Genomic DNA, 16,440 nt, shown 5'->3' on the forward strand with positions numbered 1-16,440 from the left:
ATTGGGGTTACGTTTACTTTGGCTTAGCGAAAACTATTTCCCTAATCGGGGAGGCATGGCACAGTCCTGCGACCGTATTGTGCATCATCTGAGGGAGGGAGGCGTGCAGATAGATATCATCCATTTTTCTCAGCGCAAAAAAGCTTACCAGTGGCAGGTACAGAAGAGAGGCAGGTATATGGCTTGCCCGTTTGAGGTAGATGCTGCCCATACGCTCAACAAGCTCTGGAATAAGCTGAGTGAAGAAAAAGAGCTGTATTCTCATCTTGTGGCTTTTGGGGGAAACTTACCAATACTGGCTGCTTCTGTCTATCCCACATGGATGCAGACTCCTCTGGTCACACTCTTCCGGGGTAATGATTTTGATGCGGCTATGTTTTCAACAAGAAGGCAGCCTATTCTGCTAAGGGCTATCCAACAGTCGGCAGCTATAGGAGCGGTAAGTCAGGATAAGGTCATTAAGATACAACGACTTTTCCCTGAGCATAAAGTTTTTTATACACCAAACGGGATTGATACTACCAACTGGCGACTTAGTTCTAGTGATCTTGAAAAGGCTATGCAGTGGCGAAAAGAAATTGCACCTGATAGAAAAGTGATCGGCCTTTTTGGTGACCTGAAGGCTAAGAAGGGCGTTCCCTTTTTCCTGGAGGCCATTCGTAAGAGCAGCTTGACAGACCACTTGCATTTGTTGTTGGTGGGAAATGTAGAAGATACATTATTAGAAACCCTGCAAGAAGAACCCGCTATTCGCTTTTCTTCCCTGGGCTTTTTGGATCGCTATGAACTGCTGGGCTATTACCCCGCATGTGATGCCATTGCTATCCCTTCTTACTATGATGGTATGCCTAATGTGATGCTGGAAGCCGGGAGCCTGGGTGTTCCTCTGATCACCTCAGCCATAGATGGGATGAAAGATGTATTGATAAATGATGAAGAACAGTTAGCTTGCTTGTTCCATGCTGGTGATGTCAGGGATGCTGCCCGTGCGTTGAAATGGTGGTACAGCTCTCCCGAACAGGCAAAGCAGCAGAAAGCAGCTAGGTGTCAGCGTATCATCAAAGAACGTTTCAACCATAAGCAGGAAGTTGCCAATTACCTGGAAATTTTTCATCAAACGCTAAAAAGACCGTGAAGCTGTATTATGCAGTAGGCGGGGGACTGGGGCATTTAAGCAGAGCCATCGCTTTCATCCACACCCGGCCCGACCTTAACATAGACAACACCATAGTAATGCTTGCAGACAGAGACATCTATCAAATGGAGCAGGCTGCTTTTATGGAAGAAAAATGGAGAGCGTTAAGAATAGCACCTATTCCATTATCTTTTTTTAAGCGTTTTGAGAAGTTGAGCGCTTATCTGAAAAATTGGGTCAATGATAATGTGCCCGACCAAATCTATCTGGATACTTTTCCTGAAGGGATCATGGGCGAATGGAATTTTGAAATTAGCAAGCCGGCACAGCTACATTATGTCGGGCGCTATCTCAACTGGCCAAATTATCAACAGCCGGTTTTTAAGAGCTTTGATACTCTCTACAAAGTAGATGACTGGCATCCTGAACAACAAAGCTATTTGCCCTTATTATCACCAAATACAGTTGAGGTGAAGCTCCAGTATCCTGAAGCGAAAGTGCCAGGTGGAATACTGACTCAATTTCAGCAATGGAAAGAAGAAGGTAAAGACATTTGGTTGGTCGTACACTCAGAGCCCGCGGAAGAAGTAGAAGCTTTGTTGCACTATGCCAGAGATGTGGCAAAAGCTGAGCAGACATCGCCGGTTTTTGTGCTTTGCAGCCAGAGTAAAGTAGATGATAAGCAGTTAGATTTGCACCTTTCACTATTTCCCGCCTACGGGCTTTTTGTGCATGTAGATAAAATCGTGACTGCCGGAGGGTTCAATTTGATGCAGCAGGCAAAACATTTCAGGGACAAGCACCGCTGTATGCCCTTCCCCCGCCGCTTTGATGATCAGTTTATGCGTGTCAGAATATGGAAGGCGTAAAAATAAAAAATTGAGATTTGCCAGATTACATAGAACCTGACAAATCCCAAAAGCTTACTTGGTTTTCAATCTGAAATTTGTAATTAATTAATCTCCGGAGTATCCAACTCTGCCAGTGAAGATCGGATTTCCTCATTGGTCAACTCGTGTTCTACCAGATTACCGGACAGATAATTTTCATAGGCAGCCATGTCAAAATTACCATGCCCGCAGAGGTTGAACAGAATGGTTTTGGATTTACCTTCTTGCTTGGCCTGTTCTGCTTCCTGAATCACTGTGGCGATAGCATGATTAGCTTCAGGAGCAGGTATTATGCCTTCTGCCTGGGCAAATTTAACGCCTGCCTCAAAACACTCCAGCTGATGATGGGCACGGGCTTCCATCAGCTTATCTTTCAGTAACTGACTTACCATCACACCTGCTCCGTGGTAGCGGAGACCACCGGCATGGATTGGAGCGGGCACAAAATTATGGCCAAGGGTAAACATGGGCAGGAGGGGTGTCATACCGACAGTGTCACCAAAATCGTAACGGAATACTCCTTTGGTGAGCTTGGGACAGGAAGCAGGCTCACTGGCGATGCAGCGTATATTTTTGCCTTCTTCAAAATTGAGACGCATGAAAGGAAAAGCGATACCCGCAAAATTTGAACCTCCACCAAAAGGAGCCACTACTATATCCGGCATATCTCCCGCTTTCTCCATTTGCTTAATAGCTTCTTGTCCGATCACAGTCTGGTGCATAAGCACATGATTGAGCACACTACCCAGTGAATATTTGGTGCCCTCATCCATAGCAGCGCGTTCTACTGCCTCAGAGATCGCAATACCCAGGCTACCTGGAGAGTCAGGGTTCTTGGCCAGGATTTTTCTTCCTGCTTCAGTTTTGTCACTGGGAGAAGCGATAACATTGGCGCCCCAGGTATTCATCATCAGCTTACGGTAGGGCTTCTGATTGTGGCTGATTTTCACCATGTATACTTCACATTCAATTCCAAAGTGACGACAGGCAAAGCTTAGCGCACTGCCCCACTGGCCGGCACCGGTTTCGGTAGTAATTCTTTTTACACCTTCCTGCTTATTGTAGTAAGCCTGCGCAATAGCAGTATTAGGCTTATGCGAACCGGAAGGGCTTACCCCTTCATATTTATAATATATCTTAGCGGGGGTATCCAGCATTTTTTCCAGCCCACGTGCACGGAATAGAGGAGTAGGACGCCAAATGCTATAAAGATTTCTAATCTCATCAGGGATTTCTATCCATTTGTCAGCTGACACTTCCTGCTTGATCAATTCCATGGGGAAAAGTGGGGCCAGAGCATCAGGTCCTATAGGTTCTTTGGTAGCTGGATTGAGCGGAGGCAAGGGCTTATTAGGCATATCGGCTACAATATTGTACCAATGCTCAGGCATTTCCTTTTCCTCCAGGGTAATCTTTCTTTGTTCTAGCATGATATAAAGGTTTGTTTACGTGACTGCTTTGCAGTTAATACAAGCTTCTAAAAATAAGTAATTTGAATTTTGAGAAAAAAAATGGCCTCAAAAAAAGCGTATTTTTAGTATTCATCCTATCTTTTGTCCGTTAGTTATTTATTAGCGTGCAGCCTTGTTCTGCACCTCAATTTCATGAACTTTTTACTTTAAAATTTTAAAAAAAGATGGCTAAAAAAAAGATTCTCTTCCTAACCGGTGATTATGCCGAAGACTACGAAACTATGGTGCCTTTCCAGATGCTGAATATGGTAGGCCATGAAGTACATGCAGTTTGCCCAAATAAAAAAAAGGGTGACACTATCATGACTGCCATACATGATTTTGATGGCTATCAGACTTATTCAGAGCGACAGGGACATCACTTCACGCTAAATGCTACTTTTGACGAAATTGATATCAAGAGTTATGATGCACTGATGATCGCCGGTGGTCGCGCTCCCGAATACCTCAGGTTAGATGCCAGGGTAATTGAGACTGCCAAATATTTTGCTGAAGCTGACAAGCCTATCGCAGCCATTTGCCACGGAATTCAGATACTGACTGCTGCTGATGTTGTAAGAGGTAAGAAATTGACCGCTTATCCTGCAGTAGGTCCGGAAGTAAGCATGGCAGGAGGAGAGTATGTGGATGTTCCTGCGACAGATGCGGTGGTAGATGGAAAACTGATCACTTCTCCCGCCTGGCCCGGCCACTCCGCCTTTATCGCTGAGTTTTTAAAAGTGCTGGGAACCAGAATTGAGCTTTAATCTATAGCCGGCTTATTTGAGTCGGCTTTTCTTTGCGTCTTCTGAGTGGATAATCAGCTGTAATTGAATATGCCGCTTTCTATGATTTTTCTTAACCCATTGACCTTACTAAACTGAATAGTTGTATTTTCACCTTCTCATTCCGAAAATAATATACACGATAAACAATAACCTTATCTGACATTTGAGGTTAAAAAACCTTGTTAAGGAAGCTTTTATGAAATTCTTAAGGAAAAAATGGAAGAGGCTAAAAAAGACATTGGTCTTCAAAATCATTGGAGATATTGTCAAAGGCTTTCAGCATGACCATCCTATGCTGTATGGGGCTTCTATTGCCTTTTATATGATCTTTTCCATGCCGGCGCTTTTGATTTTTACGCTCTTGATTGCCGGAACCATCTTTGAAGAGCAGGCAGCGGAAAACCAGCTTTTTTACTACATAGAAGACTTCGTGGGTACCCAGAGTGCCCAGCAAATACAAAACATCATTAAAAACGCAGCAATTGATGAAGCTGGCTACATTGCGCGCATTATTGGTATAGCTACCCTTACCTTCAGTGCTACTACGGTATTTGTGAATATTCAGCTCGCATTGAATGAGATATGGGGAGTACGCGCCAAGCCCCAGAAAGGCTGGCTTAAACTTATCATAGATCGTTTGTTTTCTTTTGCTTTGGTCATCCTGCTGGGCATGCTCCTGATCACTTCTATTTTGATAGATACTCTGCTGGATAGTTTTGAAGATATACTGACACGCATATTTTCGGATTATACTGTTTATTTACTACAGGTTATCAGTAAAGTAGTCTCCACTACAATTGTGACAGTGGTGTTTGCTATTATGTTTAAGCTCCTGCCAGATGCTAAAGTAAGATGGAAAGATGTATGGGTAGGGGCAATTTTTACTACCGTTCTCTTTGTTGTTGGTAAAGAGCTTATAGGTATATATCTGGGCAACAGTAATTTCTCATCCACTTATGGAGCAGCAGGCTCCTTGGTCATTATACTGATATGGATTTATTACTCAGCAGTGATATTTCTGATTGGGGCCGAATTCACCAAAGCTTATTCTCAAAGAATAGGTAAGGCAATCCGCCCTAAAAAGAATGCGGTAAAAGTGGTAAAGAGAGAGATAGAAAGAGAAGTGAAACAGGAAGAGAGTTAGGTAATCACCTTATATTGTTGGCTTTCATACCACTTTAATAAGCAGAGAAAAGTCATGAAATTTTATTTATTTGATGTGCAACTTTTTGTAGTGTTAGGCTGTATATGGAGTAAATATTATTACGATATAAAAAATGATTGCAATCTTATCTTACTTAGTACTAGCCCTTTTTTTGGGTGGGTCTTTGTATATTCTCGGCTTGATGTTTTACCTGGTGATTAAGAAGGGAGAAACTCGTGTAAAACCTATTGATCCTAAAGGAAACAAAAGTCAACGACTGCCAAAAGCTGCTTAAGTAAATTAACAAATAGCTTTTTTGCGACAGCGTCACTGAGACAGCGTCACTGCGACAGTATCCACCTACTGTCGCTTTTTTTATCTTTCCTGCTAATTGATTCAAGTCTTTTATTACATTTACCCTGAATTAACTTCAGGGTTTACCCTTATCTTATTTCCGGGTTTATTCTTTACTTTTTACAGATCATTTTCTGTGTCATGTATGAACTAAACTTACACTCACAAAAATAAATTTTATGTATACCGGACTTCTTCATTTACACTCTACACTTCGTTATATCGTACTTATTTTACTGGTCATTGCTGTAATCAAGGCCTTGATAAATTGGCAAAAGAATAAGGATTTCAAATCAGGAGATAAAAAAATCTATCTATTCACGCTGATTGCTACACATGTTCAATTACTTATTGGTCTTATTCTATATTTTGTCAGCCCGATTGTAGATCAGGTATATGCTGATTTTGGTGCTGCCATGAAAAATGCGATGCTCAGATTCTGGGGGGTAGAACACTTTGTAGTAATGCTTATTGCTATTATTCTGATCACTATAGGATATTCCTCCTCCAAGAAAGCAGCAGAAGCAGTTACTAAGCATAAGAGAGTAGCCATCTTTTATCTCATTGGCTTAGTTCTGATATTAATCTCCATACCCTGGCCGTTTAGTAGCGTTGCCAGGCCTTGGTTTTAAAAACTACCGCAAAAAAGCAAAGACAACTTAAGAAAGTTGTCTTTTTTTATTTTAATACATCCACTTATCAAAATCCACTATAGGTTTGGGGTAATCGGTGCCTAACTTGACTTTAGCGTAGTCAAGATTTTGCTTTTCCAGCCTTGCAGGAAAGTGTGCTTTTTTACCCTTCAGTTCAGACAACTCAGGTATCCAGCGTCTGACATATTCTCCCTGAGGATCATAGCGTTGTGCCTGACTCATAATATTAAAATAGCGGCCTTCACGTGGGTCATTGCCCACTCCTGCAATGTAGTTCCAGTTACCCCAGTTACTGCAGACATCGTAATCAATCAGCAGTGTTTCAAAGTAAGATGCTCCCCATGTCCAATTGACTTTCAGGTCTTTGACTAAGAAGCTCGCTACATTCTGTCTTCCCCGATTAGACATATAACCACTCGCATTGATTTCACGCATGTTAGCGTCAATGAATGGTATACCAGTACTTCCCTGTTTCCAACGCTCAAATGTCACTAAGTCATTATAGTATTCTATCTCTTTTTTCTGTATGCCCTCAACTTTGAAAATACGGGTGCCATATTTTTTTGCCATAAATCGAAAGTAGTCTCTCCATAGGAGTTCAAAAAAGAGCCAGTAAGTAGAGCTGTTTTTCTCACGCTCCTGCTCATATTTTTGAATTTCCTCATACACTTTACGTGGTGACAAAGCTCCAATGGATAACCAGGCAGAAAATTTGGATGAATATGCATCACCCAAGAGTCCATTGCGGGTTTCTTTGTAAACTTTAAGCTGATCCTTATTCCAGATATAATCATGTAGGCGGTCAAGGCCTGCCGTTTCCCCTCCAATATATTTCAACACTGCCCGTTTGTCATTAGGAGGCTCACTTAAACCCAACTCATCCAAAGAGGGAATACTACCCGTCTTGACGCCATCAAAAGCGTACATTTCATGAGGAGGAGGGAGCGCTTTATTAACAACAGTGCTTCGCTCTGCTTCCTTTCTAAATTGGGTAAATGTATCAGGAATGTTCTTAACAGGCCATGGGATTTCATCTATATGTAGAAGGGTAGCCTGCCAATGAAGCTCTAGATTAATGCCTTCTCTATGTAAAGCGGTCTCCAAAGATTGCTCTACTTGTAATTCTTCCGAACCCACTTCTCTGCTAGCATAAACAGCAGTTACATTCAGCTCTTTGGCAAGTAAGGGTATAATTTTTTCAGGTAGCCCTTGTCTTACGATTAAGTCTGAGCCTATATTCTGAAGGTTCTGCCGGAGGTCACGGATAGACTCTAAAATAAATTGACCACGGAAAGAACCTGTTTTGGGAAGACCAATTTCGGTCTCTTCATACTGTCTTGGGTCAAAACAGTATACCGGATAGATGAAATCAGATTTTTGGATGGCATGATGCAAGCATGTATTATCATGTAACCTCAAATCATTTCTAAACCAAACTATTATATTGCGGTGCATGTATTGTTTAATTATTATAAAATAATATTAAACATAAACAGGCGAAAGGAGCTATAGTTTAGACTTTTTGTGTAGATGATTTATCTAAACGTGCAAATTTTTTTGAAAAAAACCTGCAAAAATGCGTGAGGTCACATTTAGCGCATTTTGGGTTTCTGGCGATACAGACATAGCGACCGTGAAGGATGAGCCAGTGGTGAGCCTTACCGATGTATTGTTCAGGTATATGCCGTATGAGCTGTTTTTCAACTTCTAGGGGTGTTTTGGCAGATTGAGTTACTAACCCAAGCCTTTTGGATACTCTGAAAACATGGGTGTCCACCGCCATGGCCGGTTGGTTAAATATTACAGAGGAGATTACATTAGCAGTCTTTCGGCCTACACCGGGGAGTTTTTGTAGATCTTCGACGGTTTCCGGTACTTCACTATTGAATTGTTCAACTAGCATTTTGGCCATGCCAATCAGATGCTTGGTCTTGTTGTTTGGATAGGAAATGCTTTTAATGAAGGGAAATAACTCATCAAATGTAGCCTGAGCAAGTATTTCAGGCGCTGGATAGCTTTTAAAAAGAGAAGGCGTCACCATATTGACACGCTTATCAGTGCATTGGGCACTTAAAATAACAGCTACCAATAACTCATAAGGGTTACGGTAGCTTAATTCTGTTTGCGGCTCAGGCTTCGTTTCAGCAAAATGATGAACGAAAGCCTGAAAACGCTCCTTCTTGTTCATCATTATTCTTCAGCCATCTGCAAGTTATAAGACCTGGAATAATTCAGGATCTTATCAATTGAAGATTGGCGCGGCTCTTCTCTGACAGGGTTGCTGTCGAGCGTGCTTTTCACAATCAGCATTTGCTGATATTCATCCATGAGCTCACTATCAAGCAGCATGGATTCTTGAAACTTGTGCGCTTCATCTTCATTCATTTCATCATAAAGAAAGCGTACTACATCATCTAGGGTAAATGTTTGGATCATAGGCTATATTATGTTTTTGCATGTTTTTCCTCAGGTTAATGAGTGCATAACGCATACGCCCTAAAGCTGTGTTGATACTGACCCCTGTTGCATCTGCAATCTCTTTAAAACTCATGTCCATATAATGGCGCATTGTCAGTACCTGTCTCTGTGCTTCGGGTAACTCTTTAATCAATTGTCTCAATAATGCATGTGTATCTTTCCTGATTTGCAGAGACTCAGCAGAGTCTTCTGAAAAATCCAAAGTATTAAACACGCTTTTTCCATCCTCCATTACTACCGTTGGATACCTTTTGTTCTTTCGGAAGTAATCTATGGATAAGTTATGGGCTATACGCATGACCCATGGTAAAAACTTACCTTCTTCATTATATCTACCTGACTTTATCGTTTTTATCACTTTGATAAAAGTCTCTTGCAATATGTCTTCTGCCACAGACTCGTCTTTTACAATCAGGTATATAGTAGTAAAAACTCTTGACCTGTGACGGTTAACTAACTGCTCAAAAGCTGCTTCATTTCCTCTTTTGTACTGAGAAACTAGCTTGCTGTCGCTGACTGAATACTTCTTCATTAATCCAATTGTTTAGTTAACGTAGAAGTTTATCTCATATTGTCTATGGTTAAGAATGGAACATCAAAATTTATAGGCACATTTTTCAAATCTAAAAAAGTAGCAAATAATATGCAACTTTTATTTTCTCAATTGAAATAAAGTAAGAATAAAAGCATAATCTTACATATTTTACAAAATTTGCTCTACAGGTGCAATAACTTTTTTTTAATATTTTTTATTCTTAGAAAAAAGTTTTAAGAACATCAATAATCATAATATTCTGATTGTCAGTTTATTACTTAATAACCATGAACGCTGGTTATTGATTCACGCTAATATCAATATTATCGGTATCAGACTTGCCGCTGGGATCTGTAACTTTTAGCCGAAAGCTATATAGTCCAGCAGCAGTTGGTACAAAAGTAGCTATCTCTTTATCAGCATCGTTAAGCGTCACTTCCACATCTATCGGAGTAGTATTAGAAATCCATTCATAGGCAAGCACATCGCCATCAGGGTCAGAAGAAGCGCTTCCGTCGAGAGTTACGGTAGTATTCACCTGTACGGTTTGGTCTTCACCAGCATTTGCCACGGGTGGCCCTCCGGTAGGAGGTAAAATATTGATACTCAAATTGTCCCGTGCAGGCGGATGATTACCGTCATCCACAGACAAACTAACTTCATACATACCCTCTACATCAGGGGTAATAGAAGCATTCATCTCCTCATCGTTATTAAGTGTGGCCGTACTGCCATCAGGTTGAGAATTGAGAGTCCACTGGTAAGTAAGCTGGTCACCATCCGGATCTGAAGAGCCGGACCCACTTAGTGCAAGAGTTCCCGCTAAATCCAGGGGAACTTCCACATCATCACCAGCATCCGCTATGGGGGGTGAGCCGGGAATATCTTCATCCGAACTGCAACGGATAAAGCAGAGGAAGGGCAAAAGCAAGAAGCCCAACTTTTGATAATACATATACACCTGTTTTTACAAAAATCTAAACCTTAGATGTATAAGATAGGGATTTTTTCTGACTTTTTCTTTAGAGAATGCTAGAACTTTATCCTCAGTATCCCCTGCTTACCGGATTTTTCCACAGGAACAGTAAGTAGTCCAGGCTCAAGCATATTGGCATAGGCTGGAATTAAGCGAACACGGTAATCACTTCTGTCCATATAGGTGGTTAGGCTTATGTCACCTTCTTTTTGAAGTGTAACCAGAGAAATGTCTGAAGCATTTTTGATATCGTTATTGAACAGCAAATAGTAGGACGCATCGTCATAGGCAAATGCATAAGAAGCATAAATGTCTTTAGACTCACTGGAACGTTGATTTTTATCTATGATTTTTACCCAATTGCTGCTTTGGTCTGGAGCAATCTTGACTGCGAGAATTTTTTTGTAAATATCGCCCATCTCAACATCCGCACTTACCGGATTGAAGGCACTGAGACTAAGTTTAGGCTTAAGCAATGGGCCTCGCTTGTACGATTCAGCAAAAAACACCAGGCTGCCGTCATCTTCCAGCACCATATTATTTACAGTATATTCTTCTGCATGCTCTTTGTCTTCCTTCTCGTTGATGTCTTTCATTACCGCCTTATCAAAAGCAAACTGTTCAACCTGGGAGGAACCCTCCACATTCACTTTGATCATCATACCTCCCTCAATGTCATTGTTTTGCGGATTGGCATAAACTCCTGCCAGTACCGGTTGTTGATTTTCATTGAGTGCCAAACCCATATTAATGACAAACTTCCCCTGCGAATCAAAATCCAGGCTACTCGCCTCTCCGCTCTCAGGATCGTAGCTATATAGAAGATACTCAAAATCATTGGCAGACTTCTTAAAGTTATCATCTTCAAAAGAAGCCATAAGAATATAAAGCTTTCCATCGTTAGCCAGGGCATAGTCTTCCAGCAGTAAGTTGCTTCCCTCAGTAGGCAGATCTATTATGTTTGACCATTCTTCCTCAAGGTTTTCGTTGAGTACCACACATTGAAAATTGGCAACGGTGGAAGAAAAATAGTTGAAGTCAAAAAAGAGGGCCAGTTTATCTTCGGCAGCATTGGTTTTGGGGGTAATAAATAGTCCCTTACGCATTTTACCAAACTGATTGGAGAAGAAGCTCCGGAATGCCGAACTTACATCATAAGTAAAAATATAGGGATAAATCTGATCCAGGTCTTTTTCTTGGCCCACACTTTCCATTTGTTGATTGTAGCTGTTCAGATAAATATGAAACAGTCCATCGTCAGATTCTTTGGTGTCATGCGAAAGCGTATGTAGTTGATCTTTGTACGAAAAGGTATAAAAATAGTCTCTTGAACGGTCTTCCTGCTTCATTACTACCGATTTTACTTCATTTGGACCAGCTATATCGTAATAGGACACCACTTGCTTATTTCCTGTGCCACTGTAGTAGTAGTCTTCAGTAAGCCCTACAAAAAAACCATTGCTATTTCCCCCGATGATATGAAGGTCTTCATCATTCTTGACATTTATGTAATCACTGATAGCAGCATCCTGTGCCAGCAGGCAAAAAGAGGAGAAACAAATTAAGCTGGAAATAAATACAGAGCGTTGAAGTAGTTTCATGATTATGGGGTTTGTGTTTAAGTCTTTATGCCTTTTATGAGATAATTGTAAACAAAAAAATGAACAAATCAGAACCTTTCCTTGCTTTGTGCTCTTGTGGAATAGAGCATACTTTCCTGTTGTGAGGAAGAGAAATATCCACTATTTGATAACGATAAAATATAGTACATTTGCAGGCCTATGAGCACGGCTAGTATTTCTAAAAATAATAGTATTGAAGACCTTGATCCTAAGCAGTTTATCCTGATCAAAGGAGCTAAGGTCAATAATCTGAAAAATCTGACGGTAGCCATTCCCCGCAATAAGCTGGTAGTGGTGACCGGCCTGTCAGGTTCCGGTAAATCTTCACTGGCTTTTGATACCCTTTTCGCTGAAGGCCAGCGCATGTATGTAGAGAGCCTCAGCTCGTATGCGAGGCAGTTTCTGGGAAGAATGGAAAAACCGGAAGTAGAATATATCAAAGGTGTATCCCCGGCAATTGCCATTGAACAAAAAGTGAACACCCGCAATCCCCGTTCAACAGTAGGAACAACTACCGAAATTTACGATTACCTCAAGCTGTTGTATGCCCGTATCGGCAAAACTTATTCGCCGGTGAGTGGCAATCTGGTAAGCCGTGATACAGTGAGTGGCATTGTTGACTTTATCTTTAGCCAGCCGGATGGTACCAAGCTTATGGTGCTTTGTCCACTGCACCCAAAGGAAGATCGTCCTTTGGAAGATGAGCTGAATATTCTGATGCAAAAAGGTTTCACCCGTATCATGGTCAATGATGAGGTACTCTTCATAGAAGAGCTGCTGGAAAAGAACACCGAAGCATATACTGATGCGGAAATCAAAATTATGATAGACCGTGCCTCCGTAAGACAGGATGATCAGGATCTGGCTTATAGGATTGCCGACTCCGTACAAACAGCTTTTTTTGAAGGTGAAGGTATTTGTCAGGTAGATATCGTAGGACGAGAAGGTACACAACGTCATCATTTCTCTGATAAGTTTGAGCAGGATGGGATGGTGTTTGAAGAACCCAGTGTCAACCTTTTCACCTTTAATAATCCATATGGAGCCTGTCGTACTTGTGAAGGTTTTGGTAAGGTACTGGGCATAGATGCTGATTTGGTTATTCCCGACAAAAGCCTTTCTGTGTATGAAGGAGCGATTGCTCCCTGGCGCAGCCATTCCATGAAGAAGTGGCTGGAATCTTTACTCAAGCATGGAATAGAATTTGACTTCCCTATCCACCGGGCTTATGTAGACTTAAGCGAAGAACAAAAAGAATTGCTGTGGACAGGTAATCAATACTTCAAAGGGTTGAATGCTTTTTTCAAATACCTGGAGTCTAAAACGCACAAGATTCAATACAGAGTGATGCTCTCCCGCTATCGTGGACGTACCATCTGCCCTGAGTGTAAGGGAACTCGCCTTCGCAAAGACGCTTCCTACGTGAAAATTGATGGTACCGCCATTACCGAACTGGTGCTGATGCAGATAGAGCAGGTGATCAGCTTTTTTGAACGTTTGCAGCTTGACGAACATGATATTAAAGTTTCTAATCGCATCCTAAAAGAGATCAGAAGCAGGTTGGAATACCTCAATAAAGTAGGCTTGGGCTACTTGACGCTTAACCGCCTGACCAGTTCGCTTTCAGGCGGGGAATACCAGCGCATCAAGCTGGCTACTTCGCTGGGAAGTGCGCTAGTAGGCTCTATGTACATTCTGGATGAGCCTAGCATTGGCCTGCACCCTCGTGATACTGCACGTTTGGTAGAAGTGCTCAAAACCTTACGTAATTTGGGAAATACTGTGATTGTGGTAGAGCATGAAGAAGAAGTGATGCGGGCTGCCGATCAAATTATTGACATCGGGCCGGATGCAGGTTCACATGGAGGAGAGCTCGTTTTTCAGGGCACCATTAAGGACCTGGAGAAACAGAACGGTCATGCCAATACACATACTTCGCGTTATCTGAGTGGCAGAGATAGTATTCCTGTGCCCAAGCAGAGGCGTAAGTTTAAGTATAAGATTAGTATACAGGGGGCACGTGAAAATAATTTGAAGCATATCAATGTAGATATTCCACTGGGCGTACTTTCTGTGGTGACCGGTGTTAGTGGCTCCGGTAAATCTACGCTGATCAAGAGCATACTTTATCCTGCGCTAGGCAAGATCTTCGGTACAGTCAATGAGACTACCGGAAAGTTTGACAAACTGGAAGGTGATATCAAGAAAGTAAGCCAGGTAGAGTTTGTGGACCAGAATCCAATTGGAAAGTCATCCCGCTCTAACCCAGTGACCTATGTGAAAGCCTATGATGGCATCCGTCAGCTCTTTTCGGAGCAACCACTGGCGAAGCAAAGAGGGTACAAGCCGGCTTTCTTCTCTTTTAATGTGGATGGTGGGCGCTGCGAAAACTGCCAGGGCGAGGGAGAAGTGAAGATAGAGATGCAGTTTATGGCGGATATTCACCTTACCTGTGAGGCCTGTGGGGGAAAGAGGTTTAAAAAAGAAATACTGGAAGTGAAGTATGAGGGTAAAGATATTGCCGATGTGTTGGACATGACAGTAGATGATAGCGTAGCATTCTTTTCTGAGCAAAATACGATCGTCAACAAACTTCAGCCGCTACAGGATGTCGGTTTGGGCTACGTAAGGTTAGGGCAATCATCTAGCTCATTAAGTGGAGGAGAGGCCCAAAGAGTGAAGCTGGCTTCTTTTCTGGGCAAAGGTAATACGCCTCGCAGTCAGCAGGAGCATATCCTTTTCATCTTTGATGAACCTACCACCGGTTTGCATTTTCACGATATTCGTAAGCTGATGGACGCTATCAGTGCGTTGATAGAACAAGGTAACAGTGTGGTAATCATTGAGCACAATATGGAAATAATCAAAAGTGCGGACTGGGTCATTGATCTAGGGCCGGAAGGCGGTGAGCAGGGTGGGAAGCTTATTTTTTCAGGAACACCTGAAGAAATGATTAAAATAGATGATAACTATACAGCGAAGTATTTAAAGAACAAGTTTTGAAGTAGTTTAGCTTCTTCTATAAATTTTTTGGAATAGCAAAATTCTCAATAACTTAGCAGCCCCAAAACAGTAGGATCCTGAAAGACAGGATCTTCAAAATGCAGTAAATATGGCATGGTTTAGAAGAAAAGATAAGGGTATACAGACACCTACTGAAGCAAAGAAGGAAGCTCCTGACGGCTTATGGTACAAAACTCCGGGAGGAAAGATTATACATACCCGGGAACTGAAAAATAATGCTTATGTAGTTCCGGAAGATGGCTACCATGTTCGTATAGGCTCTAATGAATATTTTGAGGTGCTTTTTGATGACAACAAGTTTACTGAGCTTGATGCAAAGATAGAATCTGCAGACCCACTAAATTTTGTAGACAGTAAGCCATACCCAAAGAGGATTAAAGATTCACAGGAAAAAACCCAACTAAAAGATGCGCTTCGCTCTGCGCATGGGAAAATGAACGGACTTGAAATAGTCATTGCCTGCATGGATTTTAGCTTTATCGGGGGCTCTATGGGATCAGTAGTAGGAGAAAAAATAGCCAGAGCCATAGATTATTCCATCAATCATAAAGTGCCTTTCCTTATGATTTCAAAGTCGGGCGGAGCACGCATGATGGAGGCAGGTTTTTCGTTGATGCAAATGGCAAAAACTTCTGCCAAGCTGGCCTTACTTTCTGAGGCAAAGATACCTTATATCTCATTACTTACTGACCCTACTACCGGAGGCGTTACGGCTTCTTTTGCTATGTTGGGTGATTTTAATATTGCTGAGCCAGGAGCACTAATCGGCTTTGCCGGGCCCAGGGTGATAGAGCAGACGATTGGTAAGAGCCTGCCTAAGGGTTTTCAGAGTTCAGAATTTGTGCTTGAACATGGATTCCTGGATTTTATCGTTGACCGTAGAAATCTAAAGTCGGAGTTGACTACTCTGCTTAAAATGCTGGAAAATTAATTATTCACCTTTTATATACTGTTTATGAGTCTCTGGAACCTATTCAGCCCCGGAAAAAGAGCGCGTGAAGAAGATTTTATTCGTCAGCTGTTTCATCTGGCCCTGGCGGATGATGACCTGGATGAAGTAGAAATGGAATACATTCACGGCTTAGGTGATAAGCTTGGGTTAACCCGTGAAAGAGTAAATGAGTTACGGGATCAGTATGTCGAAGGAGACATTAAATACCTCAAGCCTCCTTCAGGAGAAAGCTTTTTTACGCTTTTTTACATGATCAACCTTATCCTGGTAGATGAAGAAGTGCATAACAAAGAGCTGATTATTGCTAAGCAAATGGTACTTAAGCTGGGTTATGCTCCGGATACAGTTGATGTGATTCTGGATGTGATAAGCCGTAATCAGGCGAATAATATTTCAGTAGAAGAGACTTACAAAAACCTGAAGGAAAGACTTTCCTGA

15 protein-coding genes are annotated in these 16,440 nt (G+C 41.8%); 8 read left to right on the forward strand and 7 right to left on the reverse strand.

Translation table 11 applies throughout. From position 1 onward, the window contains the following. Positions 1-55: 55 nt before the first annotated feature. Both OKW21_RS01760 and OKW21_RS01765 read left to right on the forward strand, forming a co-directional pair. Entirely contained in the window at positions 56-1,135 is a 1,080-nt protein-coding gene (locus OKW21_RS01760; protein WP_277476667.1) for a glycosyltransferase family 4 protein, read from the forward strand. Then, on the forward strand, positions 1,132-2,004 hold the full coding sequence (locus OKW21_RS01765; protein ID WP_277476668.1) for a hypothetical protein: 873 nt from the start codon (positions 1,132-1,134) through the stop codon (positions 2,002-2,004). The genes OKW21_RS01760 and OKW21_RS01765 overlap by 4 nt, the downstream gene beginning before the upstream one ends. 83 nt (positions 2,005-2,087) lie before the next feature. On the opposite strand, the gene OKW21_RS01770 is transcribed toward OKW21_RS01765, so the two are convergent. Then, positions 2,088-3,455, reverse strand: coding sequence for a TrpB-like pyridoxal phosphate-dependent enzyme (locus OKW21_RS01770; RefSeq protein WP_277476669.1), 1,368 nt, complete (start codon positions 3,453-3,455; stop codon positions 2,088-2,090). Between the two features lie 206 nt (positions 3,456-3,661). Between OKW21_RS01770 and OKW21_RS01775 the strand changes: the two genes are divergently transcribed. From OKW21_RS01775 to OKW21_RS01785, 3 genes are all read left to right on the forward strand, one after another. After that, positions 3,662-4,243, forward strand: coding sequence for a DJ-1/PfpI family protein (locus OKW21_RS01775; protein WP_277476670.1), 582 nt, complete (start codon positions 3,662-3,664; stop codon positions 4,241-4,243). A gap of 217 nt (positions 4,244-4,460) precedes the next feature. After that, complete coding sequence (locus OKW21_RS01780; protein WP_277476671.1) at positions 4,461-5,408, forward strand: YihY/virulence factor BrkB family protein; 948 nt, start codon at positions 4,461-4,463, stop codon at positions 5,406-5,408. A gap of 533 nt (positions 5,409-5,941) precedes the next feature. After that, entirely contained in the window at positions 5,942-6,394 is a 453-nt protein-coding gene (locus OKW21_RS01785; RefSeq protein WP_277476673.1) for a cytochrome B, read from the forward strand. A gap of 51 nt (positions 6,395-6,445) precedes the next feature. On the opposite strand, the gene OKW21_RS01790 is transcribed toward OKW21_RS01785, so the two are convergent. From OKW21_RS01790 to OKW21_RS01815, 6 genes are all read right to left on the reverse strand, one after another. Further along, entirely contained in the window at positions 6,446-7,870 is a 1,425-nt protein-coding gene (locus OKW21_RS01790) for a DASH family cryptochrome (RefSeq protein ID WP_277476674.1), read from the reverse strand. Between the two features lie 58 nt (positions 7,871-7,928). Beyond that, positions 7,929-8,603 carry an endonuclease III gene (gene nth / locus OKW21_RS01795; RefSeq protein WP_277487595.1) on the reverse strand — a complete coding sequence of 225 codons (675 nt, stop codon included), beginning with the start codon at positions 8,601-8,603 and terminating at the stop codon, positions 7,929-7,931. A gap of 2 nt (positions 8,604-8,605) precedes the next feature. Then, positions 8,606-8,851 (reverse strand): hypothetical protein, encoded by a 246-nt coding sequence (locus OKW21_RS01800; RefSeq protein ID WP_277476676.1) that lies wholly within the window; start codon positions 8,849-8,851, stop codon positions 8,606-8,608. After that, positions 8,826-9,425 carry an RNA polymerase sigma factor gene (locus OKW21_RS01805; protein WP_277476677.1) on the reverse strand — a complete coding sequence of 200 codons (600 nt, stop codon included), beginning with the start codon at positions 9,423-9,425 and terminating at the stop codon, positions 8,826-8,828. Before OKW21_RS01805 ends, OKW21_RS01800 begins: the two co-directional genes overlap by 26 nt. 301 nt (positions 9,426-9,726) lie before the next feature. Next, entirely contained in the window at positions 9,727-10,383 is a 657-nt protein-coding gene (locus tag OKW21_RS01810; RefSeq protein WP_277476679.1) for a PKD domain-containing protein, read from the reverse strand. A gap of 77 nt (positions 10,384-10,460) precedes the next feature. Beyond that, entirely contained in the window at positions 10,461-12,005 is a 1,545-nt protein-coding gene (locus tag OKW21_RS01815; protein WP_277476681.1) for a hypothetical protein, read from the reverse strand. A 180-nt stretch (positions 12,006-12,185) separates the two neighbouring features. Here OKW21_RS01815 and uvrA point away from each other — a divergent pair, with 180 nt between their 5' ends. The 3 genes from uvrA to OKW21_RS01830 all read left to right on the forward strand — a co-directional run bounded on the left by uvrA (position 12,186) and on the right by OKW21_RS01830 (position 16,440). Then, positions 12,186-15,029: an excinuclease ABC subunit UvrA gene (uvrA, locus tag OKW21_RS01820; protein WP_277476683.1), complete on the forward strand. Its 2,844-nt coding sequence runs from the start codon at positions 12,186-12,188 to the stop codon at positions 15,027-15,029. Positions 15,030-15,138: 109 nt separating this feature from the next. Further along, entirely contained in the window at positions 15,139-15,981 is an 843-nt protein-coding gene (gene accD, locus OKW21_RS01825) for an acetyl-CoA carboxylase, carboxyltransferase subunit beta (RefSeq protein ID WP_277476684.1), read from the forward strand. 24 nt (positions 15,982-16,005) lie between these two features. Then, positions 16,006-16,440, forward strand: coding sequence for a hypothetical protein (locus tag OKW21_RS01830; protein WP_277476686.1), 435 nt, complete (start codon positions 16,006-16,008; stop codon positions 16,438-16,440).

Source organism: Catalinimonas alkaloidigena (genome assembly GCF_029504655.1).
GTDB lineage: Bacteria > Bacteroidota > Bacteroidia > Cytophagales > Cyclobacteriaceae > Catalinimonas > Catalinimonas alkaloidigena.